Source organism: Mycobacterium sp. NGS50 (genome assembly GCF_059812545.1).
On record NZ_JCALCW010000016.1, the window covers coordinates 1 to 21,653 of the forward strand.

At 68.5% G+C, this 21,653-nt stretch carries 22 protein-coding genes and 1 tRNA gene; 13 read left to right on the plus strand and 10 right to left on the minus strand.

The features are described from left to right. Positions 1 to 100 precede the first annotated feature (100 nt). On the plus strand, positions 101 to 553 hold the full coding sequence (locus AC5Y36_RS12970; protein ID WP_500041326.1) for a DUF1942 domain-containing protein: 453 nt from the start codon (positions 101 to 103) through the stop codon (positions 551 to 553). A 399-nt stretch (positions 554 to 952) separates the two neighbouring features. Further along, positions 953 to 1,225 carry an Lrp/AsnC ligand binding domain-containing protein gene (locus AC5Y36_RS12975; protein WP_500041327.1) on the plus strand — a complete coding sequence of 91 codons (273 nt, stop codon included), beginning with the start codon at positions 953 to 955 and terminating at the stop codon, positions 1,223 to 1,225. Positions 1,226 to 1,314: 89 nt separating this feature from the next. Here the strand turns inward: AC5Y36_RS12975 and AC5Y36_RS12980 are convergent, their stop codons facing one another. The 8 genes from AC5Y36_RS12980 to AC5Y36_RS13015 all read right to left on the minus strand — a co-directional run bounded on the left by AC5Y36_RS12980 (position 1,315) and on the right by AC5Y36_RS13015 (position 10,947). Further along, positions 1,315 to 2,259 carry a Ppx/GppA phosphatase family protein gene (locus AC5Y36_RS12980; protein WP_500041328.1) on the minus strand — a complete coding sequence of 315 codons (945 nt, stop codon included), beginning with the start codon at positions 2,257 to 2,259 and terminating at the stop codon, positions 1,315 to 1,317. Further along, positions 2,256 to 2,747: a DUF501 domain-containing protein gene (locus AC5Y36_RS12985; RefSeq protein WP_500041329.1), complete on the minus strand. Its 492-nt coding sequence runs from the start codon at positions 2,745 to 2,747 to the stop codon at positions 2,256 to 2,258. The genes AC5Y36_RS12980 and AC5Y36_RS12985 overlap by 4 nt, the downstream gene beginning before the upstream one ends. Next, a complete protein-coding gene (locus AC5Y36_RS12990) occupies positions 2,740 to 3,366 on the minus strand; it encodes an FtsB family cell division protein (RefSeq protein WP_500041330.1) in 627 nt (208 codons plus the stop codon). Before AC5Y36_RS12990 ends, AC5Y36_RS12985 begins: the two co-directional genes overlap by 8 nt. Before the next feature lie 19 nt (positions 3,367 to 3,385). After that, positions 3,386 to 4,672 (minus strand): phosphopyruvate hydratase, encoded by a 1,287-nt coding sequence (gene eno / locus AC5Y36_RS12995; protein WP_500041331.1) that lies wholly within the window; start codon positions 4,670 to 4,672, stop codon positions 3,386 to 3,388. 68 nt (positions 4,673 to 4,740) lie between these two features. Beyond that, positions 4,741 to 5,475 carry a lytic transglycosylase domain-containing protein gene (locus tag AC5Y36_RS13000; protein WP_500041332.1) on the minus strand — a complete coding sequence of 245 codons (735 nt, stop codon included), beginning with the start codon at positions 5,473 to 5,475 and terminating at the stop codon, positions 4,741 to 4,743. Positions 5,476 to 5,555: 80 nt separating this feature from the next. After that, positions 5,556 to 6,518 (minus strand): nucleoside triphosphate pyrophosphohydrolase, encoded by a 963-nt coding sequence (locus AC5Y36_RS13005; protein WP_500041333.1) that lies wholly within the window; start codon positions 6,516 to 6,518, stop codon positions 5,556 to 5,558. After that, positions 6,515 to 10,186, minus strand: coding sequence for a transcription-repair coupling factor (gene mfd, locus AC5Y36_RS13010; protein ID WP_500041334.1), 3,672 nt, complete (start codon positions 10,184 to 10,186; stop codon positions 6,515 to 6,517). Before mfd ends, AC5Y36_RS13005 begins: the two co-directional genes overlap by 4 nt. A 158-nt stretch (positions 10,187 to 10,344) precedes the next feature. Next, the gene (locus AC5Y36_RS13015) at positions 10,345 to 10,947 is read right to left on the minus strand and encodes a TetR/AcrR family transcriptional regulator (protein WP_500041430.1); all 603 of its coding nucleotides are present in this window, start codon (positions 10,945 to 10,947) and stop codon (positions 10,345 to 10,347) included. 86 nt (positions 10,948 to 11,033) lie between these two features. Between AC5Y36_RS13015 and AC5Y36_RS13020 the strand changes: the two genes are divergently transcribed. The 7 genes from AC5Y36_RS13020 to AC5Y36_RS13050 all read left to right on the plus strand — a co-directional run bounded on the left by AC5Y36_RS13020 (position 11,034) and on the right by AC5Y36_RS13050 (position 15,627). After that, positions 11,034 to 11,105, plus strand: a tRNA-Gln gene (locus tag AC5Y36_RS13020). A gap of 98 nt (positions 11,106 to 11,203) precedes the next feature. Next, complete coding sequence (glmU, locus tag AC5Y36_RS13025) at positions 11,204 to 12,670, plus strand: bifunctional UDP-N-acetylglucosamine diphosphorylase/glucosamine-1-phosphate N-acetyltransferase GlmU (protein ID WP_500041335.1); 1,467 nt, start codon at positions 11,204 to 11,206, stop codon at positions 12,668 to 12,670. An 88-nt stretch (positions 12,671 to 12,758) separates the two neighbouring features. After that, the gene (locus AC5Y36_RS13030) at positions 12,759 to 13,745 is read left to right on the plus strand and encodes a ribose-phosphate diphosphokinase (RefSeq protein ID WP_500041336.1); all 987 of its coding nucleotides are present in this window, start codon (positions 12,759 to 12,761) and stop codon (positions 13,743 to 13,745) included. Next, positions 13,746 to 14,099 (plus strand): arsenate reductase (glutaredoxin), encoded by a 354-nt coding sequence (arsC, locus tag AC5Y36_RS13035; protein ID WP_500041337.1) that lies wholly within the window; start codon positions 13,746 to 13,748, stop codon positions 14,097 to 14,099. A 14-nt stretch (positions 14,100 to 14,113) separates the two neighbouring features. Continuing rightward, entirely contained in the window at positions 14,114 to 14,746 is a 633-nt protein-coding gene (locus AC5Y36_RS13040; RefSeq protein ID WP_500041431.1) for an LpqN/LpqT family lipoprotein, read from the plus strand. Positions 14,747 to 14,938: 192 nt separating this feature from the next. Continuing rightward, positions 14,939 to 15,319, plus strand: a complete 381-nt coding sequence (locus AC5Y36_RS13045; RefSeq protein WP_500041338.1) for a heme-binding protein — start codon at positions 14,939 to 14,941, stop codon at positions 15,317 to 15,319. Then, complete coding sequence (locus AC5Y36_RS13050; RefSeq protein WP_500041339.1) at positions 15,316 to 15,627, plus strand: hypothetical protein; 312 nt, start codon at positions 15,316 to 15,318, stop codon at positions 15,625 to 15,627. Before AC5Y36_RS13045 ends, AC5Y36_RS13050 begins: the two co-directional genes overlap by 4 nt. 12 nt (positions 15,628 to 15,639) lie before the next feature. On the opposite strand, the gene AC5Y36_RS13055 is transcribed toward AC5Y36_RS13050, so the two are convergent. After that, complete coding sequence (locus tag AC5Y36_RS13055) at positions 15,640 to 17,031, minus strand: DUF1254 domain-containing protein (RefSeq protein ID WP_500041432.1); 1,392 nt, start codon at positions 17,029 to 17,031, stop codon at positions 15,640 to 15,642. Between the two features lie 151 nt (positions 17,032 to 17,182). On the opposite strand from AC5Y36_RS13055, the gene AC5Y36_RS13060 reads away from it, so the two are divergent. The 3 genes from AC5Y36_RS13060 to pth all read left to right on the plus strand — a co-directional run bounded on the left by AC5Y36_RS13060 (position 17,183) and on the right by pth (position 19,442). Beyond that, positions 17,183 to 18,055 carry an oxidoreductase gene (locus tag AC5Y36_RS13060; protein WP_500041340.1) on the plus strand — a complete coding sequence of 291 codons (873 nt, stop codon included), beginning with the start codon at positions 17,183 to 17,185 and terminating at the stop codon, positions 18,053 to 18,055. A 127-nt stretch (positions 18,056 to 18,182) separates the two neighbouring features. Beyond that, positions 18,183 to 18,845 (plus strand): 50S ribosomal protein L25/general stress protein Ctc, encoded by a 663-nt coding sequence (locus AC5Y36_RS13065; protein ID WP_500041341.1) that lies wholly within the window; start codon positions 18,183 to 18,185, stop codon positions 18,843 to 18,845. 21 nt (positions 18,846 to 18,866) lie between these two features. After that, positions 18,867 to 19,442 (plus strand): aminoacyl-tRNA hydrolase, encoded by a 576-nt coding sequence (gene pth / locus AC5Y36_RS13070; RefSeq protein WP_500041342.1) that lies wholly within the window; start codon positions 18,867 to 18,869, stop codon positions 19,440 to 19,442. Between the two features lie 84 nt (positions 19,443 to 19,526). On the opposite strand, the gene AC5Y36_RS13075 is transcribed toward pth, so the two are convergent. Beyond that, positions 19,527 to 20,348: an AraC family transcriptional regulator gene (locus AC5Y36_RS13075; protein WP_500041343.1), complete on the minus strand. Its 822-nt coding sequence runs from the start codon at positions 20,346 to 20,348 to the stop codon at positions 19,527 to 19,529. A gap of 26 nt (positions 20,349 to 20,374) precedes the next feature. Between AC5Y36_RS13075 and AC5Y36_RS13080 the strand changes: the two genes are divergently transcribed. Next, entirely contained in the window at positions 20,375 to 21,637 is a 1,263-nt protein-coding gene (locus tag AC5Y36_RS13080) for an amidohydrolase family protein (RefSeq protein ID WP_500041344.1), read from the plus strand. Positions 21,638 to 21,653: the final 16 nt, after the last annotated feature.

The window sequence follows — 21,653 nt, forward strand, 5'->3', positions numbered from 1 at the left end:
CGCCGGAATCTCGTCCTGAGTACACGCTCAACGCACGGGTTTGCCGTCTCGCAGGGTGGGTACACCCTTGCGGTGCCAATACCAGAAGGAGTGAGGCGCGATGTTCTCCAAGATCGCCTTTAAGACGACGGCAGCTGCCGTCGGCATCGCCACGGCGGGAATCCTGACCGCGACACCGGCGTGGGCGGACCCGCAAGCCGTGCCGTTTGGCCAGTCGGCGGAAATTCCCAGCCCCGGCGGAGCCATCAACTACACCGTGGGCGACCTGCAGCCCAGCGGTCACAACGACGGCATCTGGTACTCCGATGTCACGGCCACCGCCGTCAGCGGCACCCCCACCCCGAACATCGCCGACTTCAACGCGCGCGCGGTCAACAGCTCGACGTATGCGGTGATGAAGGGCAATGAGGTGGACGGCCTTCCCAACCAGCCCATCACGATGGGCAGCGAGTCAACCGGACGGCTGTACTTCGACGTCAAGAACGGCACCGCGCCCGACAGCGTCGTCTACCGGGACGCCGCCGGCGTCGACAAGGTTGTCTGGAAGAGCTGACGGCCTCGCCAGCGCCCAGCGTGCACTGGTGGCGGCAATTCTGTGAAATCCCGCCGCCAGCGCACATTCGATGAGTGGAGTCAACTCGCGCGGCCGATGAAGGCGCTCACCGTGCGGCAAAACGCGTCCGGTTGCTCGTGCTCGACGAGGTGACCGCACTCGGCGATGACGACTGCCTGGCAGCCGGGGACTACGGCCGATTTCTTCCGAAAGCGTGTGGCCGGTTTCGGCGCGGCTGGATTCCCCGGTGCCGCGTTGGTCGGGGACCACGACGTAGTGGTCGGCGGCGAACCGGTCGATCTGGCCGATCCAACTTTTACCGGTGCCGCCCGGGCCCGAAATCAACAGCACCGGCGAGTGGGCCGGATCACCGTACGTCTCTTAGTACAGCGAGATGCTGTGGCTCAACGTCGCAACGCGGCACCTGCATCGGGTGGCGAGCAGATCGCCGCCCACGACGAGGTCGCGTTCGTCGCCGCGGTCGGCGGCCAGCACAACCTCATGGCGGTGCTCATCTGCCGCGACGCCGACGATCTGTACCGCTATCTCACCGCAAACCTCGCGGCCATCGACGAGGTCCACGGCTACGACATCAGCGTCCGGGCCCAGCGGCTCAAGCAATCCGCGTCGCTGGTCGCCGGCGGCCGCCTGGTTACTCCCCGCCACGGTTGAGCGCGCCCACCCGTACCGAACGTGCACTCAGATCGAAGAATCCGCGAAAATATCGGTCTGAGTGCACGTTCGGCGAAAAGGGGAAGGCGTCAGTCCATGAGTGACAGCGCGATCCCGTCCAGGATGTCGTGCTCGCTCACGGTCAGCCGGTCGATGCCGGCGCGCGCACGCAGGGCGTAGGCCAACTCCTGCACCACAATCGAGCCTCCCCCGATCACGTCGGCCCGGCCGGGATGCATCGGCCCCAGCGCCGCGCGTTGCGCACGGGTCATGCCGATCAACCGGTCACACACCGCCAACAGATCATCGAAGCCGACCTGCGAAAGATGAATGGCCGCAGGGTCGTACACGGTGAGCTTCTGAGCCAGCGCCGACAACGTTGTCATCGTGCCGGCCACTCCCACCCAGGTGTGAGCACGATCGACCGGAACCTCACGCAGGACCGCGGCGAGCCGTTCGCGAACCACCGCTCGAGCGGCGTCCACCTCGGCGTCCGTAGGCGGGTCGGAATGCAGGCAGCGTTCGGTCAATCGGACACACCCGATGTCCACCGAAAGGCTGGCCCGCGCACCGTCGACGTCTCCGAGCACCACCTCTGTCGAACCGCCGCCGAGATCCACCACGACGTAGGGCGCACCGGCAGAACCCAATTCGGCCACCGCGCCACGAAACGACAGTGCGGCTTCCTCCGTACCGGAGATCACCTCGGCCACCGCGCCGGGGACCACCGCACCAAGAACGTCGGCCGTCATCGCGAAGAACGTGTCCCGGTTGGCCGCATCGCGGGTCGCCGATGTGGCGACCATCCGGACCCGCTCGACGTCGTGACGCGCCAACAATCCGGCATAGTCGACCAGCGCGGTGCGGGTCCGCTCGATCGCGTCCGGCGCGAATTCGCCGGTGGCGTCCACACCCTGGCCGAGTCGGACGATACGCATCTCGCGGTGGATCTCCCGCAGCCCACCATCGGCCGGCTCAGCGATCAGCAATCGAATCGAGTTGGTGCCGCAGTCGATTGCCGCCAGGGCACTCATGCCCACTGCTCCGGCCGCAGAATTCCCGCCATGCCCGGCTCGCCGGCCAGGATCGCCAGCGTCTCATCGCCGAACGGGTTGACCCCGCGACCCTTGGCCAGTGAATGCGCGATCAGCACGTGCAAGCACTTCACCCGGTCCGGCATCCCGCCCGCGGAGAACGTTGTCCCCAGCGACTCGATCGCGTCGCGCTCTGCCAGATACGACTCGTGCGCCCGCCGGTAGGCAGCCGCCAGTTCCGGATCCTCACCGAGACGTTCGGTCATGTCGGCCATCAGCCCCGACGATTCCAGCCGGCTTGCGGCGGCGGTCAGCGCGGGATGGGTGAGGTAGTACAGAGTCGGAAACGGCGTACCGTCAGGCAGTTTCGGTGCGGTCTTGACCACAGCGGGCTCACCGTTGGGGCACCGGTAGGCGATGTCGAGTATCCCGCGGGGGGCACGGCCCAACTGCCGTGTCACCACCTCCAGGTCGGCCGGTTCAACCACCGGGCGAAGCCGGGCCGGGCGGGGGCGCGGGGCTGGGAGCCGGTGGTGGGCCGTGCGGCTCATCGGCGATGGTGTGCCACAGCGCGGTGTACCACGGCCCCTGGCCGGCGGTCGGTGCGTTGCCGGCGCCGTCATCACCGGGAGCGGTGGCCGTTGCCGGCACCTGCACCTGGTACGGGGTTTCGCCCGGCATCACGTAGCCGAGCCGTTCGCGGGCGGTGGCGATGATGTAGGCCGGGTCGGCCAACTGGTCCTTCTTGCGTTGCAGGTCGTTTCGCTGCTGCTCCGTGCGTGCCTCGACGGCGGCCAGCTGCTTCATCTCGGTGCGCTGCGCGAAGTAGGTGCGCACCGGGCCGGCGATGGTCAGGGTCAGCACGCAGACCACTGCGGCCAGGATCGCCGCCCGCCGCGCGGTCAGGCCCAGCCGCTGTTCGGAACGCAGCTCCGCCGACTCGACGATCGACCGTCGGATCGGCTCCACCACCGGGTCCGGCGGCTGATCGGCCGGCCGGCGGGTGGCCGCCGATCGGCGCGGACGCCCCCGCGTCGAATTACCGGGCCGACCCGGCCGGGAGGCCGGGGACCGTCGTTTCGGATCGGGTCGTTTCGCGTCGGGCATGTCAGTGCCGGTCGGCGGTCTACCTGGATTCCGGCGCGTAACGGGGGAACGCCAAGTCACCGGCGTAGCGGGCGGCATCCCCGAGGGCTTCCTCAATCCGCAGCAACTGGTTGTACTTGGCGACGCGCTCACTGCGCGCCGGGGCGCCGGTCTTGATCTGCCCGCAGCTGGCCGCCACCGCCAGATCGGCGATGGTGGTGTCCTCGGTTTCGCCGCTGCGGTGGCTCATCATGGTCCGGTATCCGCTGTGGTGTGCCAGGGCCACCGCGTCCAGCGTTTCGGTCAACGTCCCGATCTGGTTGACCTTGACCAGCAACGCGTTGGCGGCACCCCGCTCGATGCCGTCCTCGAGGCGTTCGGGGTTGGTGACGAACAGGTCGTCGCCGACCAACTGCACCCGGTCGCCGATCTCGGCGGTCAGCGCCACCCAGCCGTCCCAGTCGTCCTCGGACAGCGGGTCCTCGATCGACACCAGCGGATAGTCGTTCAGCAGCTGGGCGTAGAACTGCGACATCTCGGCCGCCGTACGAGTCTGCTTCTCGAAGCGATACCCGCCGTCGGTGTAGAACTCGGTGGCCGCCACATCGAGCGCGAGCACCACGTCGGTACCCAGCTTGTATCCGGTGGATTCGATCGCCGCGCTGATCAAGTCCAGCGCCGCCGCGGTGCCCGGCACATCGGGGGCGAACCCGCCCTCGTCGCCCAACCCGGTGGACAGACCCTGCTTCTTCAACACCGCCTTGAGCGCGTGGTACACCTCGGCGCCCCAGCGCAACGCCTCGGCGAAGCTGGGCGCCCCGATCGGAGCCACCATGAATTCCTGCACGTCGACGCCGGTGTCGGCGTGCGCGCCGCCGTTGAGGATGTTCATCATCGGCACCGGCAGGATGTGCGCGTTGGGGCCGCCCAGGTAGCGGAACAACGGCAGATCAGCCGAATCGGCGGCGGCTTTGGCCACCGCCAGCGAGACACCCAGGATGGCGTTGGCGCCGAGCCGGGACTTGTCCGGGGTGCCATCCAGGTCGAGCAGCGCCTGGTCGACCAGCCGCTGGTCGTCGGCGTTGAGGCCGATGACGGCCGGAGCGATCTCGTCGAGCACGGCCTCGACCGCCTGCTTCACGCCCTTACCGCCGTAGCGGGACCCACCGTCACGCAGCTCGACCGCCTCGTGCTCCCCGGTCGAGGCGCCCGACGGCACCGCTGCCCGGGCGAACGTCCCGTCGATCAGGGCCACCTCGACCTCGACCGTGGGGTTACCGCGGGAATCGAGGATCTCGCGGGCGCCGATCTGCTCGATGATGGGCACAGGGTTTCTCCTTGCGTCGTAGGCCGCGGGGGCGGGCGGTTCCAGTCCCTAAGCGTAAAGTGTCGCTTTCAAAGCGGATGACCGGCCGCATAGGCCGTCGCCCAGTCGCGGACTGCGCGCGCGTACTGCGTCGAGTCGTTGTAGGCGTACAGCGCGGTGATCCAGCCGCGCGGGGTGGCCAGATTCTTTCCGGTCCAGCACAGGTACCCGGCCGCCGACAACGCCGCGTCGTCGACGTTGTCGACGTTGACCTTGCCGTCGTTGTTGGCGTCGACCCCGTAGAGCCGCCAGGTCTCCGGGATGAACTGCATCGGGCCCATCGCACGCGCCACGCCGTCGTCGTCGGCGAGGTCGGCCTGCTCGCTCTCGATGATGCGCAGGTTGCCGCCGGTGCCGTCCAGGCGTACGCCGCGGATCGGTGGCGATACGTCCCCGTTGGCCGCCACCTGCGCGTGCCGGTAGGTGCCGTGATGGCTTTCGATCTGCCCGATCGCGGCCAGTGTCGGCCACGCGATGTGGCACTTCGGGTTCTCCACCTCAGCAACCCGGGCGGCGTAGGCGTAGGCCTCCAGCGCGGTCACCGGGATGGCCAACGCCGGTGCCCGCTCAGCCGCCCAGCCGTGCAGCTGGTCGGCGGGCCGTCCCTTGGCCAGGTGGGTGTCGACCGGCGGCACCGGATCCCCCACCGGCGGCGGCACCCCCGCGGGGATCGGGGTGCCAAGTTCCCAGGTGCAGCTGGAGGCCATGAGCACGGCCGTCGCTCCCACGACGATCATGGTTCGCAGCCAACGCACCGGCGACACCACCTACCCCTTACGACTCGTTCCCGCCATCGTCCCATGAGTTCGGCGGTGCCCGCGTCGGCCGCCGACGCACACCCGGGTCACTGCAGCGTTTCGCTGTCCGGGCTACCCGGCCATCCGGCCCGCCATTCCTGCTCACTGATCCCGTCCAACGGCGCGTCGTCGAGTTCCCCGCCGCCCTCGCCACCGCGGCGCGCCTCGGCGATCGCCGCCTCGGCCGCGCGAACGGCGTCCATGAACTCCAGAACCGCCGAACGCAAGGCGGTTTCCGCGTCCACACCCGAATCCACGGTGATCGAGGTGATCTCATCCGGGATCAGATCCGGCGGTACACCGGCTTTGCCCGACCGCTCAACCACCTTCTGCGCCAATGCCAAAGCCGGCTGGCCGGTCGCCACGTCGTCCATCGCCGAATAGCGGCGTTTCTCCCGCTTTTCCAGCGCTTTACGTTCCTCCCACTGCGCCAGCTGGTCCTCGAGCGAAATCTCCTTGCCGGCAAGAACTGCCGGAACGCGGTTGACGAGTTTGCGCAGCAGCGTGTCGGCGACATCGTCGATGCTGAACGGCTGGGTGAGCGCGTCCTCGGCGATACGGGCGTGGAAAAGCACCTGCAGCAACACATCACCGAGCTCTTCGCGCAGCTCGTCGACGTTGCCGCTGCGGACGGCGTCGAAGAGTTCGTAGGTTTCCTCCAGCAGAAACCGGCGCAGCGAATCGTGGGTTTGTTCGCTTTCCCACGGGCCGTCGGTGCGTAGCCGGTCCATCATGGCGACGGCGTCGATCAGCCGTTCGCCCGGCGGTGGTTCCGGGGCGGCGATCAGGGTCTCCCCCGCCGCCAGCCGCGCCACGACCTCGGGATGGTCGCGGTCGGAGGACAGCAACACCGGGGCGTCGGCTCCGGAGTGCACCGGCCGCGCCGACGGCAGCGACCAGGGCACCGCGACCGGCATCTCCTCGGTGTAGGCCACCTCGCCGGCCAGCAGCGCGATGGCGGACACCGGGACCAGAGCGGGGCGTCGCGGGTCGACCAGGACGACGGTCATCGGACCGGATCCGGTGTCGCGGGCAGGCTGGTGATGTCGACCGTGCCCTGAGGTTTCCCGTCGAGCGCCAGCACCAGGTCGGCCACCATCTGCAGCAGTTCAAGGTCGCGGATCCGCGGCGCACCCAGGGCGGCACCGGCCCCTCCGGCACGGGGTATCGGCACCTGGACGGCCGAGGTGGTGGCCCGGTACTGCGCGCCGGGATACACCCGCTTGAGCCGCAGCTGCGCCGAATCCGGCAGCGTCAGCGGCGCCAGCCGCAAGGTGGACGCGCTCGCTGTGCTGACATCAGTGATGCCGTAGCCGCGGCACAGCAGCCGCAACCGGGCCACCGCGACCAGCAGTCGCGCCGGTTCGGGCAGCGGACCGTAGCGGTCCATCAGCTCGGCTACCACCGCGCCGACCCCCTCGTCCGAGGCCGCTGCGGCCAATCGCCGGTAGGCCTCCAGGCGCAGCCGGTCGCTACCGATGTAGTCCGGCGGCAGGTGGGCGTCCACCGGCAGATCGATCCGCACTTCCTTGGGTTCCTCGGTGGTCACGACCTCGCCCTGATAGGCCGCCCGATAGGCCTCGACGGCTTCGCCGACCAGCCGCACGTACAGGTCGAAGCCGACCCCGGCGACATGCCCGGACTGCTCGACGCCGAGCACGTTGCCGGCACCACGGATCTCCAGGTCCTTCAGCGCGACCGCCATCCCGGCACCCAACTCGTTGTTCTGCGCGATGGTGGCCAGCCGGTCGTGGGCGGTCTCGGTGAGCGGGGTGTCCTGCGGATACAGGAAGTAGGCGTAGCCGCGTTCCCGGCCCCGGCCGACCCGGCCGCGCAACTGGTGCAGTTGCGACAGGCCGAAGGTGTCGGCCCGCTCGACGATCAGCGTGTTGGCGTTGGAGATGTCCAGGCCGGTCTCCACGATCGTCGTGCAGACCAGGATGTCGTAGTCGCGGTTCCAGAAACCCTGCACGGTGGTCTCCAGCGCGTCCTCGGGCATCTGCCCGTGCGCGACGACGACCCGCGCCTCGGGCACCAGCCCCCGCACCCGGGCGGCCGCGGCGTCGATCGAGCTGACCCGGTTGTGCACGTAGAACACCTGCCCGTCGCGCAGCAGTTCACGGCGCAGCGCCGCGGCCACCTGCTTGTCGTCGTGCTGGCCGACGTAGGTCAGCACCGGGTAGCGCTCCTCGGGCGGGGTCAGGATCGTCGACATCTCGCGGATACCGGCCAGGCTCATCTCCAGGGTCCGCGGGATCGGCGTGGCGCTCATCGTCAGCACGTCGACGTGGCTGCGCAGGGCTTTGATGTGCTCCTTGTGTTCGACGCCGAACCGTTGCTCCTCGTCGACGACCACCAGACCCAGGTCCTTCCAGCGCACCCCGGTCTGCAGCAGCCGGTGGGTGCCGATCACGATGTCCACGGATCCCTCGCCCATGCCGTCGAGCACCGCCCGGGACTCGGCGGGGTCGGTGAACCGGGACAGGCCCTTGACGGTCACCGGGAACCCGGCCATCCGGGTCGAGAAGGTCTGCAGATGCTGATCGGCCAGCAGCGTGGTGGGCACCAGCACCGCCACCTGTTTGCCGTCCTGCACCGCTTTGAACGCCGCGCGCACCGCGATCTCGGTCTTGCCGTAGCCGACATCACCGCAGATCACCCGGTCCATCGGCACCGGCTTTTCCATGTCGGCTTTGACCTCGGTGATGGCGGTGAGCTGGTCGACGGTCTCGGTGAACCCGAAGGCGTCCTCCATTTCGGCCTGCCACGGGGTGTCGGCCCCGAACGCATGCCCGGGGGCGGCCTGACGTTTGGCGTACAACGCCACCAGTTCGGTGGCGATCTCGGCGACCGCCTTGCGGGCCTTGGTTTTGGTGCTGGTCCAATCGCTGCCGCCCAGCCGGCTCAGCGCCGGGGCCTGCCCGCCGACGTAGCGCGACAGCTGGTCCAGGGAGTCCATCGGCACATACAGCTTGTCGGTGCTGTTGGCGCCGCCGCGTTTACTCGACGCGTACTCCAGCACCAGGTATTCGCGGCGGGCACCGCCGACGGTGCGTTCCACCATCTCCACGAACCGCCCGATGCCGTGCTGGTCGTGCACCACCAGGTCGCCGGCGGTCAACGCCAGCGGATCGACGATGTTGCGCCGCTTGGCCGCCAGCCGTTTGCCCTGCGGGCCGGTGACCCGGTTCCCGGTCAGGTCGGTCTCGGTGATGACCACCAGGTTGGCCGGTGCGCCGGGGATGATGACGCCGTCGTGCAGCGGTCCCTGCAGCACCCCGACCACCCCGGGTTTCGGGGCGGCGCCGAGCTCCAGCATGGCGGCCGGGGTGTCGGATTCGGCCAGCTGCTCGACGACGCGGTGGGCGGTGCCGACGCCGGGCGCCACGATCGCCGCGCATCCTCCGGTGATGACGTGCGCGCGCAGCATCGCGAAGATCTCGTCGATGTCGCGCTGGTGCCCGCGCGCCGACGGCGCCGCGCGGATGTCGAGTTCGATCGCCGACTCGTCGGACAGCTGGGACAGCGTCCACCATCGGTACCCGGCCTGCACCGCGATGTCCTGCGCCTGGTTGAGTTCGACGAATCCCGAGCCGCCGAGCTGCTCGACGTCGACGGGTGCGTCCCCGCCGATCGCGGCAACCGACCAGGATGCCTCCAGGAATTCCCGTCCGGTCTTGATCAGGTCGGCCGCGCGGGCGCGCACCTTCTCCGGGTCGCAGACCAGCACCGCGGTGTGTTCTCCCAGCTGATCGGTCAGCAGCGCCGGCGCCCCTTCCTCCTGGGGGCGCAGCACCGACAGCAACGCCTCCATCCCGTCGACCGGGATGCCTTCGGCGAGCTTGGCCAGCATGTCGCCGATGCTGCCGGTGACGTTGTTCTCCGTCGGCGGGTGCTGGGCGGCGAGCTCGGCCGCACGGCCGCGTACATCAGCGTCGAGCAGCATCTCCCGGCACGGCACCGCGATCAGCGTGTCGACGTCGATTTCGGGGATGGAACGCTGGTCGGCGACGGCGAACATCCGCATCTCGGTGACCTCGTCACCCCAGAACTCGACCCGCACCGGATGTTCGGCGGTGGGGGCGAACACGTCGAGGATTCCGCCGCGCACCGCGAACTCGCCACGCTTGCCGACCATGTCCACCCGGGTGTAGGCCAGCTCGACCAGCCGGGTCTGCACCTCCTCGAAGGCGATCTCGGTCCCGACGGCCAACGCGACCGGTTCGATGTGCCCCAGCCGCGGTGCCATCGGCTGCAGCAACGAGCGCACCGTGGTCACCACCACCTGTAGCGGCGGCCCCAGCCGGGCGTCGTCGGGGTGGGCCAGCCGACGCAGCACCAGCATCCGGGCACCGACGGTGTCCACCCCCGGCGAGAGTCGTTCGTGGGGCAACGTCTCCCAGGACGGGAACATCACGGCGGCCTCGCCCAGGACACCGCGCAGTTCGGCGGTCAGGTCGTCGGCTTCGCGGCCGGTGGCGGTGACCACCAGCAGCGTCGTGCGGCGAGCCAGCGCGGCGGCCGCGAACAGTCGGGCGCTGGCCGGACCGACCAGCTTGAGTTCCTCGGGGCGGTCGGCGGCGAGGTCGGTGAGCTGGTGAAACGTCGGCGCGGTCAACGCCAGGTCAACCAGCCCCGCCATCGGGGTGCGAACAGAATGGTGCCCCGGTGCGGTCATGATGTCCGATATTGTAGGCGCCCGCGATTTACGTTGCGGCGCTGGCCAACCCACGGCAGCGGTAGCGGTGTGAGCCGTTGAATTTGCAGTCCGGGTTGTGATCGCGCCCTCAGCACAGCCCTGGGCGCAAAGACACGACGGGTGCGGTCGGCGGGGCGTTACTCGTCGAGCAGGTCGGGGTCGGCCTCCAGCCCGGTCAACCCGTTCCAGCACAGGTTGACCAGATGCGCGGCCACCACTTCCTTTTTGGGCTCACGCACGTCCAGCCACCACTGCGCGGTCATCGACACCGAGCCGACCAGCGCCTGGGCGTACAGCGGCGCCATCTCCGGGTCCAGGCCGCGGCGGGAGAAATCACCGGCCAGGATCGAGGACACCTGGTTGACGGCGTCGTTGAGCAGCGTGGAGTACGTGCCGGCGCTGATCGCCGCCGGTGAGTCGCGGATCAGGATCCGAAAGCCGTCGGTGCGTTCCTCGACGTAGGTCAGCAATGCCAGCGCCACCCGTTCGATCCGCAGCCGGGAGCGGTTGTTGGTGGACTGGGTCAGCGAGGACGTGATGCCGTCCAGCAGCGCCGACATCTCGCGGTCGACGACGACCGCGTACAGCCCCTCTTTACCGCCGAAGTGCTCGTAGACCACCGGCTTGGACACGTTGGCGCGCTGGGCGATCTCCTCGATCGACGTCCCCTCGTAGCCACGTTCGGCGAACAGCGTGCGGGCGATGTCGATCAGCTGATGACGCCGCTCGCTGCCGGTCATCCGGGCGCGCGGCGCCCGCAGTCCTTTGTCCGGAGCAGCCACGCCTACCAGGATATCCAGTTCGGTTAGAGTCTCCTTGCAATCCATCCGTCGTGGTGTAATCGGCAGCACCTCTGATTTTGGTTCAGATAGTTCAGGTTCGAGTCCTGGCGACGGAGCTCATTCGCCCGGTCTTTTGCCGCGAAGGTGCGCAGAATGCCACGCTAGACGGCGTGTCGCCGTACATTCACGCACACTCGCGACCAAAGAGGTGGCCATGACAACGCACGACGGCCTGGCGGTGCTGGTCCTGGCAGCCGGGGCCGGGACCCGGATGGTGTCCGACACCCCCAAAGTGCTGCACACCCTGGCCGGCCGGTCCATGCTCTCGCATGCACTGCACTCCGCCGCCGGCGTCGCACCACAACACCTGGTGGTGGTGGTGGGACACGGCCGCGACCAGATCACGCCGGCGGTCGCCGAGCTGTCCGACACCCTGGGCCGCACGGTGGACGTCGCGGTCCAGCAGCAGCAGCTCGGTACCGGGCACGCCGTGCTGAGTGGGCTGGCGGGGCTGCCCGACGATTTCGACGGGGTTGTCGTGGTGACCTCCGGCGATGTCCCCCTGCTGGATGCCGGGACGCTGACCGAACTGGTCGCCGCGCATCGTTCCGGGGACGCGGTGGCCACCGTGCTGACCACCACGCTGCCCGATCCCACCGGCTACGGCCGCATCCTGCGTGACGGCGACGCCGGGATCAGCGCCATCGTGGAGCAGGCCGACGCCACCGCGGCGCAGCGCGAGATCCGCGAAGTCAATGCCGGGGTGTACGCCTTCGACGCGGGCGCGCTGCGCTCGGCGCTGTCCCGGCTCACCTCCGACAACGCGCAGCAGGAGCTGTATTTGACCGACGTCGTCGGGATCGTCCGCGGTGACGGCGCCGCCGTGCACGCCCGCCACGTCGACGATGCCGTGCTGGTGGCCGGCGTCAACGACCGGGTGCAGCTGGCCGCGCTGGCCGCCGAACTCAACCGGCGCATCGTGGCCGGCCACCAACGCGCCGGGGCCACCGTCGTCGACCCGGCCACCACGTGGATCGACATCGACGTCGTCGTCGGCCGCGACTCCGTCATCGCGCCCGGCACCCAGCTGCTGGGTGCCACCCGGATCGGCGCGCACTGCAGCGTCGGGCCGGACACCACCTTGACCGACGTGACCGTCGGCGACCGGGCGTCGGTGATCCGCACCCACGCCACCTCGGCGGTCATCGGGGCCGACGCCGCCGTCGGGCCCTTCACCTATCTGCGGCCGGGCACGGTGCTGGGGGCGGACGGCAAACTCGGTGCGTTCGTCGAGATCAAGAACTCCACCATCGGGGCCAGCACGAAAGTGCCGCACCTGACCTACGTCGGGGACGCCGACATCGGCGAGCACAGCAATATCGGCGCGTCCAGCGTGTTCGTCAACTACGACGGCCAGACCAAACGCCGCACCACCGTCGGCTCCCATGTGCGCACCGGGTCGGACACCATGTTCGTGGCGCCGGTCACCGTCGGCGACGGCGCCTACACCGGCGCCGGCACGGTGCTGCGCGACGACGTCCCGCCCGGCGCGCTGGCCGTCTCCGCCGGCCCGCAACGCAACATCGAAGGCTGGGTGGCGCGCAAACGGCCAGGCAGTGCGGCTGCGGAGGCGGCGGCACGGGCACAGGCGGGCGCCGAGGCACCCGAACAACGGTCCTAGAGCCGCGCATGTGGGAACCCGGCCACATTGCGGGCGTTCGGATACGTACCATTAGGCGACCATCTCGATCCAACCGCGGGGGCAGCACGTGAGTCACGAGTGGACCGACAATCGCAAAAATCTGATGCTCTTCGCGGGTCGTGCGCACCCCGAGCTGGCCGAGCAGGTCGCCAAGGAACTCGATGTCCCGGTGACCGCGCAGACCGCCCGCGATTTCGCCAACGGTGAGATCTTCGTGCGGTTCGACGAGTCGGTGCGCGGCTGCGATGCGTTCGTGCTGCAGTCGCACCCGGCGCCGCTGAACCAGCATTTGATGGAACAGCTGATCATGATCGACGCGCTCAAGCGGGGCAGCGCCAAGCGGATCACCGCGATCCTGCCGTTCTACCCGTATGCCCGGCAGGACAAGAAGCACCGCGGCCGCGAACCCATTTCGGCGCGCCTGGTCGCGGATCTGCTCAAGACCGCCGGTGCCGACCGGATCGTGACCGTCGATCTGCACACCGACCAGATCCAGGGCTTCTTCGATGGCCCCGTCGACCACATGCGGGCCCAGTCGCTGCTGTGCGGCTACATCCGGGAGAACTACCTGAACAACGGCGAGGACGTCGTCGTGGTCTCCCCCGACTCCGGGCGGGTGCGGGTCGCCGAGAAATGGGCCGACTCGTTGGGCGGGGTGCCGCTGGCCTTCATCCACAAGACCCGCGATCCTCGGGTGCCCAACCAGGTCAAGGCCAACCGGGTGGTCGGCGAGGTCGCCGACAAGACCTGCGTGATCACCGACGACATGATCGACACCGGCGGCACCATCGCCGGCGCGGTCGGGCTGCTGCGCGAGGCAGGCGCCAAGGATGTGGTGATCGCCGCCACCCACGGCGTGCTGTCCGACCCGGCCTCCGAGCGGCTGGCCGCGTGCGGCGCCCGCGAGGTCATCGTCACCAACACGTTGCCGATCGGTGAAGAGAAGCGCTTTGCGCAACTGACCGTGCTGTCCATCGCGCCGCTGCTGGCCAGCACCATCCGGGCGGTGTTCGACAACGGCTCGGTCACCGGACTTTTCGACGGGAGCGCCTAGATGGCCGACAGCGATGGCGCCACGATCTACCACAACCCGCGCTGCTCGACCTCGCGCAACACCCTGGAGTTGTTGCGGGACAACGGTATCGAGCCCACCGTGGTCGAGTACTTGAAGACTCCACCGTCACGCGACGAACTGGTCAAGATGATCCGCGACGCCGGCATCCAGGTGCGCGACGCGGTTCGCACCCGCGAGTCGCTATATGCCGACCTGAACCTGGCCGAGGCCTCCGACGAGCAACTGCTGGACGCGATGGCGCGACACCCGATTCTGATTCAGCGACCGTTCGTTGTGACCGGGAAAGGAACGCGGCTCGCCCGCCCGCTCGACGCGGTCCGCGAGATTCTGTGATCCGGCTGGCCGGGATGGTGATCCTGGCCGCACTCCTCGTCGGTTGCGAAGCCAAATCACCCGATTACCAATCGATCTGGACCACCGCGCCGCCGAGCGCCACGTCGGCGGCACCGACAACGACCAGCGGCGCGCCGGTGCCGTTCTCCCAGTATCTGAAAGAGCTGGGGGTATCCGGTGAGCAGGTCGATCCGGGGTCGCTGCCCGATCTGACGGTATCGATGCCGACCCCGCGGGGGTGGGCCAAGTACACCAATCCGCACTACACCAAACAAACGGTGGCCATCAACAAGGGCGAGTCCTATCCGCTGGCGATGCTGATGGTGTTCAAACTCAGTGGCGACTTCAAGGCGGCGGATGTGGTCCAGCACAGCTTCGTTGACGCCGAGATGCAGCAGGAGTTCACCAAGTTGGACTCCTCCACCGCCGACTTCCACGGATTCCCGTCGGGGATGATCCAGGGCTCATACAACCTGCTCGGTCAGCGACTGCACAGCTACAACCGGGTTGTCATCGCCACCGGATCGGGCGCCGAGCATCCGCGCTACCTGGTTCAGTTCACCGTCACCACGGTGGCCACCAACGCCGTCGCCGAGGCCGATGACGTCGAGGCGATCATCAACGGGTTCACCGTCGCCGCCAAGTAGCCGCGGCGATCGCAAGCGCGGCGCAGCCGGGCGCAGCGGGTCGCCGCCATCGAAACCGCGGCGATCGCAAGCGCGGCGCAGCCGGGCGCAGCGGGTCGCCGCCAAGTAGCCCGCCAACCGGCATCTGGCCTGCTAATGTGCACGGGCCGGCAGCCATGTCGCTCGCCATATCCCCGGAAGGGAGTTCCGCCAATGGCCTTCACCTCATCGAGCACCCCTCGAACCTTCCTGCGTGTCGCAGGCAGCGGCGTAGCGGCGTTGAGCATCGGTTTGCTGGCACCGGCGGTGGCGATGGCCGACCCGCAGCCCAACTGCACCGCCGCCGACCTGGCCGGCGTGGCCGCCGGTGTCGCCGCGTCGACCTCCGCCTATCTGTTCACCCATCCCGACGTCAATGAGTTCTACACCGGCCTGCACGAACGGCCGGAGGGCGATGTACCCGAAGCGGTCCGCAGCTATTTCGACGGCAACCCGCAAGCCCACGACGACCTGCTGGCCATTCGTCAGCCGATGGCCGATTTCCGCGGCCGGTGCGGGCTGGCCCCGCGCGACCAGCCCCTGTTGGGGGAATGATGGCAACCGCCACCGCGTCTCAGCGTTCGGCGCGGCGAATCTGCGCCGCGGCCGCCCTGACCCTGGCTGCGGTGCCGGGGGCCATCGTGGTCACGCCGGCCGGTACCGCGGCGGCCGACGTCTGTGCCGGGGTGGGCCGTCGCATCACCGTCAGCGGATGCACGAATCTCGCCGACACGGTCGCACCGCCGCCCGGCTACTACGCCCCGCTGCCCGAGGACGTGCCGCCGCCTCCGCCGCCCCCACCGCAGATCACCCCCTGCATCGGCTACAACGGCCGGTGGGTCCACGCCAACGGCTGCAACTGACCGCCGACGGGATCAGCTTTTGACGGCCTTCGGCGGGGTCCACGCGCCGTTGAGCGCCTCCGCCTTGGGCCAGTACAGCCGCAGGATCATCTGGAACGACCCGGCCGGCGCCGGCAGCCAGTTGGCGTCCTTGCCCGGTCCCGGAGACCGGCTCTGCACGTAGACGGTGATTCCGCCGTCGGGATCACGGGTCAGGCTCGGCAGCATCGGTGAGTTGATCAGATACCGGTTGATCGGGTTGGCCACCAGCAGGCTCTGCGGCATCTCGTACATGGTCAGCGACCAGAATGAGTTGACCGGCGGCAGCTGTCCGGGTGCGAACCGCAGCGTGTAGCCGTTGGCCCCGTTCAGCGGGGCACCCGTGGAGTCCACGGCGAGCACCGGATAGATGGCCTCCTCCTGCGAGTTGCCGTAGATGCCGAGCACCGCACCGGCCATCCGGTACAGGTAGTTGCCGTTGAGGAACTCCCGGGTACCGAACAGCTGCCCCGAGGTCACCTGCCCGGTGTCCAGCTTGTCCTTCTTGAAGGTGTTCAGTTCGGCCCAGGCGTCGGCCATCCCGGCCTGCACGGCCTCCCGGGTCTGCGTGCTGAGTTTGTCCGCGTAGAACGCACCGCCGGGCCCGATGCCGATGCTGGCGAAGCGTGCCCGCAGGTCCTGCTCGCCCGGCAGCACCGGTGCGAACTTCAGGATGAAGCCGAGGACCTCGAAGAACTTCGGCGAGGTCTTCTGCTCGTCGGGACTCAGCGGTGCGATGAAATCCACCGGCGGGGCGCTGATTACGGGCTGCTTGAGGAAGGCCGACAGCGGCTCGACGGTGTAACCGGCCTGGATCTTCTGGACGTTGTCGATGTCGGCGGCGTCGAACAACTGGGTGCGATAGATGACCAGCGCGAAGTCGGTGTCGGAGCGGATCACCTCGTTGACACCTTCCGGTTTGTCGCCTTTCCAACCGGGCCCCGCCAGCAGATACTTGCCGCCGCCGTTGCCGGTCGCGCGGCTTCCCACGTAGGCGAAGTTGTAGGTGTAGCCGTCGACGAACTGCAGCGAGTAGTAGCGGCCGGCCTCGATCAGCGGCACGCTGAGCACCAGCGGCTCGGCCCGCAGGTCGGCGCCGAGCATGGTGTAGGGCGTATCGGAGTTGGGCGTCTGGATGGTGGTGTCCTCGGGCGTGTACACCCGCGCGATGCTGTGCGTCTGATTCCAGTCGCCCTTGTACTGCGGATTCTTCTCGTCGACGAAATAGGCGTGCTGGATGCGGTACGAGTCGACCATCGGGTACCCGTAGACGTAGGCCTCTTTGGCGATCTGGCGCACCTGATCCGCGGTGACCTGGGTCGAGGTCGGGGTGCTGGAGGATTCCGACGACTGCTTGCCGCCACAGCCAGAGACCGCGGCCAACATCAGGACGATGAACCCAAGCGTGGTCCAATGCTTCACGATTCGCTCCCAGTCTGCTCAGCTGCACAAGGCCCGGCGAACCGCCGTGGCGATGACACTATGCGACGATCCCGCCGCCAGGTACGCAACGACGCTCGCCGTTAATCTGTCAGGCATGACTTCCTGGACCGCCGCTGAGCTGCCCTCCTTTGCCGGCCGCACCGTCATCGTCACCGGTGCCAACAGCGGCCTCGGCGCAATCACGGCCCGCGAGCTGGCCCGGGTCGGCGCTCGCGTCACCTTGGCGGTCCGCGACACCGCCAAGGGGCAGTCCGCCGCGGCGGGGATGCGCGGCGACGTGACGGTCCGCGCCCTGGACTTGGCGGACCTGTCCTCGGTGCGCCGGTTCGCCGACGAGGTGTCCGCGGTCGATGTGCTGATCAACAACGCCGGGATCATGGCGGTGCCGTATGCCACGACTGCCGACGGCTTCGAGAGTCAGATCGGCACCAACCATCTGGGCCATTTCGCCCTGACCAACCTGCTGCTGCCCAGACTCACCGACCGGGTGGTGACCGTGTCGTCGTTCGCACACTGGATGGGCGCCATCAGCCTCAACGACCTCAACTGGAGGACGCGTCACTACTCGGCGTGGCGGGCCTACGGCCAGTCCAAGCTGGCCAATCTGCTGTTCACCAGCGAACTGCAGCGCCGGCTGGCAGCGGCCGGTTCGCCGCTGCGGGCGCTGGCCGCCCACCCCGGCTACTCGAATACCAACCTGCAGGGCCATACCGGGAACAGGATCGGCGACCTGCTGACGCGAACGATCGGCAACCGGCTGATGGCCACCGACGCCGATTTCGGCGCACGACAGACCCTGTACGCCGCATCCCAGGATCTGTCGGGCAACACCTTCGTCGGGCCGCGGTTCGGCTTGGTCGGCCGCACCGGGCCGACCCGCCGCAGCATGCGGGCCAAGCGCGGCTCCACGGCCGCCGACCTGTGGCAGCTGTCCGCCCAGCTCACCGGCGTCGAATTTCCGCTCTGAGGTGCCGATGCGCTAGCCTGACCAGGCGTCACGGCGAGGGTGGCCGGCAAGTGCTGGACCACCGTTATCGACGGCGACCCGATGGTTGTCGCGATTCTTGCCGTGCCCCTGACACAGGAGCGACATCATGGCCAAAGCGACTTCGACCCCCAACCAGCTGACCGCGTCGGTGCGCAACGAGACCGGCAAGGGTGCCTCCCGCCGTGCACGGCGCGCCGGCCGTGTGCCCGCGGTCCTCTACGGCCACGGCTCCGAGCCCCAGCACCTGGAACTCAACGCCCACGACTACGCCGCGGTGCTGCGCAACTCCGGCACCAACGCCGTGCTCACCCTCGACATCGACGGCAAAGAGCAGCTGGCGCTGACCAAGGCACTCGACATCCACCCGATCCGGCGCAGCATCCAGCACGCCGACCTGCTGGTCGTGCGCCGCGGCGAGAAGGTGGTCGTCGAGGTCAACGTCGTCGTCGAAGGTGACGCCGTGTCCGGGACCCTGGTGACCCAGGACGCCAACACCGTCGAGATCGAGGCCGAGGCGCTGTCGATTCCGGAAAACCTGACCATCTCGATCGAGGGCGCCGAGGCCGGCACCCAGTTCACCGCGGGCCAGCTGACGCTGCCCAAGGGCGTCACCCTGATCTCGGACCCGGAGCTGCTGGTCGTCAACGTGGTGACCGCGCCGACCGCCGAGGACATGGAAGGCGGCGAGGAATCCGGCGAGGCCGAGGCGGGCGCCGAGGATGCCGGCGAGGAAGCCGAGAGCCCGGCCGCCGAGTCCGAGTCCGAGTAACCAGATCGGAGCCTCGCAGACATGGCCGAGCCGTTGCTGGTGGTCGGCCTGGGCAATCCGGGGCCGAACTACGCCAAGACCCGGCACAACGTCGGGTTCATGGTCGTCGACCTGCTGGCACAGCGGGTGGGTTCGGCGTTCAAGGTGCACAAGCGCTCCGGTGCCGAAGTCGCCACCGGGCGGCTCAGCGGTCGCTCGGTGATACTGGCCAAGCCGCGCTGCTACATGAACGAGTCCGGCCGCCAGGTCGGGCCGCTGGCGAAGTTCTACTCGGTCCCGCCGGGTGATCTGATCGTCATTCACGATGACCTCGACCTGGACTTCGGTCGCATCCGACTCAAGCTGGGCGGCGGCGAGGGCGGCCACAACGGACTTCGGTCGATCGCGAACGCGTTGAGCACCAAAGACTTTCAGCGAGTCCGGTTCGGGATCGGCCGCCCGCCTGGGCGCAAGGATGCCGCGACGTTCGTGTTGGAGACCTTCACCGCCGTCGAGCGTCCGGAGATACCGGCGATCTGCGAGCAGGCCGCCGACGCGACCGAGCTGCTGATCAAGCTGGGCCTTGAGCCCGCCCAGAACCTGGTGCACGCCTGGTAATCCCTTGGCGCGAACGGCACTTCGGCGACGCGCCGACGGCGTGTCGCGTCGCGAGAATGCCTCTCGCGGGGCGGGACGCGGCGCTCAGCTCTCCGCGGTGATGCGGCGCCGGTAGGTCGACGGCGTCTCCCCGCAGAACGCGGTGAACGCCCGGGTGAACGCGGACAGGCTGTCGAACCCGACTGCGGTCGCGGTCTGCTGCACGCCCTGATCGGGTGCGGCCAGCAGGGCCATCGCCTGCAGCATCCGGGCGTGCAGCAGATAGGTCCGCCACGACATGCCGATCACCGCTTCGAACTGGCGGCGCAGGGTGCGCCCGGAGACCGCGACGGCGTGGCTCACCTGCGCCGCGGTCACCGACGCCAGGTGCGCCTTGGTGTAGGCCATCGCCGCGCCGACGACCGGGTGATCCGAGGTGGGCAGGCTCAGCGGCGCCTCGAGATCCAGTGCGCCCGAGACCAGGTGACCCAGCGTCCGGAAGAAGTCGTCGGAGACGATGTCGCCGTCGGGCCGCTCGATCGGCCACCGCAGCGAATACAACATCATCTCCCGGATCAGCGGCGACACGATCAGGATCCGCGCCCGGTCACCGGCGTGTGAAACCAACTCCGGGTCGAACATCACCGCCACGGTGCGAACCTCGGGTCGCATGGTGGCCTGATGCTGTAGGCCGGCGGGAATCCAGGCCGCCTGCTGCGGAGGCAACAGATAGTGCGCCGCCGCGGTCTCGACCTCGACCACGCCGCCGACGGCGTACTCGATCTGGTGCATGTCGTGGGAGTGCCAGCCGGTGACCAGGTGCTGCCCCTCGTAGAGGTAGCTGCCGGCCGGGGCGCGGCCGCCGCGGCGCAGATCGATGTTGGCCGGTTCGGCAAAATCTATGGCCGAACGCGCGGAGACGGTCACGGTTTTCCAGGGTACTAGTAGGAGTTATGAAGACCGACGACTTGATCCTGGTCAGCATCGACGACCATGTCGTGGAGCCGCCCGACATGTTCCTGCGGCACGTCCCGGCCCGATATCGGGACGAGGCGCCGATCGTCGTCACCGACGACAAGGGCGTCGACCAATGGATGTACCAGGGCCGGCCGCAGGGCGTCAGCGGCCTCAACGCGGTGGTGTCCTGGCCGGCCGAGGAGTGGGGCCGCGACCCGGCCGGCTTCGCCGAGATGCGCCCCGGCGTCTACGACGTGCACGAACGGGTCCGCGACATGAGCCGCAACGGCATCCTCGCCTCGATGTGCTTTCCCACGTTCACCGGATTCTCCGCCCGGCACCTCAACATGACCCGCGAGAACGTCACCCTGGTAATGGTGTCGGCCTACAACGACTGGCACATCGACGAGTGGGCCGGCTCCTACCCGGACCGCTTCATCCCGATCGCGATCCTGCCGACCTGGAACCCCGAGGCGATGTGCGCCGAGATCCGCCGGGTGGCAGCCAAGGGCTGCCGGGCGGTCACCATGCCCGAACTGCCGCATCTGGAGGGCCTGCCCAGCTACCACGATGACGAATACTGGGGCCCGGTGTTCACCACGCTGTCGGAGGAGAACGTGGTGATGTGTCTGCACATCGGCACCGGTTTCGGGGCGATCAGCATGGCGCCGGGCGCCCCCATCGACAACATGATCATTCTGGCCACCCAGGTGTCGGCGATGTGCGCCCAGGACCTGCTGTGGGGGCCGGCAATGCGCAACTACCCGGACCTGAAGTTCGCGTTCTCCGAGGGCGGTATCGGTTGGATCCCGTTCTATCTGGACCGCAGCGACCGGCACTACACCAACCAGAAGTGGCTGCGCCGCGACTTCGGCGACAAGCTGCCCTCCGAGGTGTTCCGCGAACACTCGCTGGCCTGCTACGTCACCGACAAGACGTCGTTGAAGCTGCGCCACGAGATCGGCATCGACAACATCGCCTGGGAGTGCGATTACCCGCACTCGGACTGCTTCTGGCCGGACGCGCCAGAGCAGGTGCTCGCCGAGCTACAGGCCGCCGGCGCCGACGACGCCGACATCAACAAGATCACCTGGGAGAACTCCTGCCGGTTCTTCGGCTGGGATCCGTTCGCCCGCACTCCCCGTGAGCAGGCGACCGTCGGCGCGTTGCGGGCGACGGCCACCGACGTCGACGTGTCCATCCGGCCACGCAAGGAATGGGCGCGCCGCTACGCCGAGAAGCAGCCGGCGCAGGCCTAGCTGCCGTTGAGATCGC

Coding starts and splice junctions, on each gene's coding strand:
- glmU (WP_500041335.1), top strand. CDS start 11,204: ATGACAACGCACGACGGCCTGGCGGTGCTGGTCCTGGCAGCCGGGGCC.
- AC5Y36_RS13045 (WP_500041338.1), top strand. CDS start 14,939: ATGGCCTTCACCTCATCGAGCACCCCTCGAACCTTCCTGCGTGTCGCA.
- AC5Y36_RS13005 (WP_500041333.1), bottom strand. CDS start 6,518: ATGACCGTCGTCCTGGTCGACCCGCGACGCCCCGCTCTGGTCCCGGTG.
- AC5Y36_RS12990 (WP_500041330.1), bottom strand. CDS start 3,366: ATGCCCGACGCGAAACGACCCGATCCGAAACGACGGTCCCCGGCCTCC.
- AC5Y36_RS13040 (WP_500041431.1), top strand. CDS start 14,114: ATGGTGATCCTGGCCGCACTCCTCGTCGGTTGCGAAGCCAAATCACCC.
- AC5Y36_RS13050 (WP_500041339.1), top strand. CDS start 15,316: ATGATGGCAACCGCCACCGCGTCTCAGCGTTCGGCGCGGCGAATCTGC.
- arsC (WP_500041337.1), top strand. CDS start 13,746: ATGGCCGACAGCGATGGCGCCACGATCTACCACAACCCGCGCTGCTCG.
- AC5Y36_RS13080 (WP_500041344.1), top strand. CDS start 20,375: ATGAAGACCGACGACTTGATCCTGGTCAGCATCGACGACCATGTCGTG.
- AC5Y36_RS13065 (WP_500041341.1), top strand. CDS start 18,183: ATGGCCAAAGCGACTTCGACCCCCAACCAGCTGACCGCGTCGGTGCGC.
- AC5Y36_RS12970 (WP_500041326.1), top strand. CDS start 101: ATGTTCTCCAAGATCGCCTTTAAGACGACGGCAGCTGCCGTCGGCATC.
- pth (WP_500041342.1), top strand. CDS start 18,867: ATGGCCGAGCCGTTGCTGGTGGTCGGCCTGGGCAATCCGGGGCCGAAC.
- AC5Y36_RS13060 (WP_500041340.1), top strand. CDS start 17,183: ATGACTTCCTGGACCGCCGCTGAGCTGCCCTCCTTTGCCGGCCGCACC.
- AC5Y36_RS13015 (WP_500041430.1), bottom strand. CDS start 10,947: ATGACCGGCAGCGAGCGGCGTCATCAGCTGATCGACATCGCCCGCACG.
- mfd (WP_500041334.1), bottom strand. CDS start 10,186: ATGACCGCACCGGGGCACCATTCTGTTCGCACCCCGATGGCGGGGCTG.
- AC5Y36_RS13055 (WP_500041432.1), bottom strand. CDS start 17,031: ATGTTGGCCGCGGTCTCTGGCTGTGGCGGCAAGCAGTCGTCGGAATCC.
- AC5Y36_RS12980 (WP_500041328.1), bottom strand. CDS start 2,259: ATGAGTGCCCTGGCGGCAATCGACTGCGGCACCAACTCGATTCGATTG.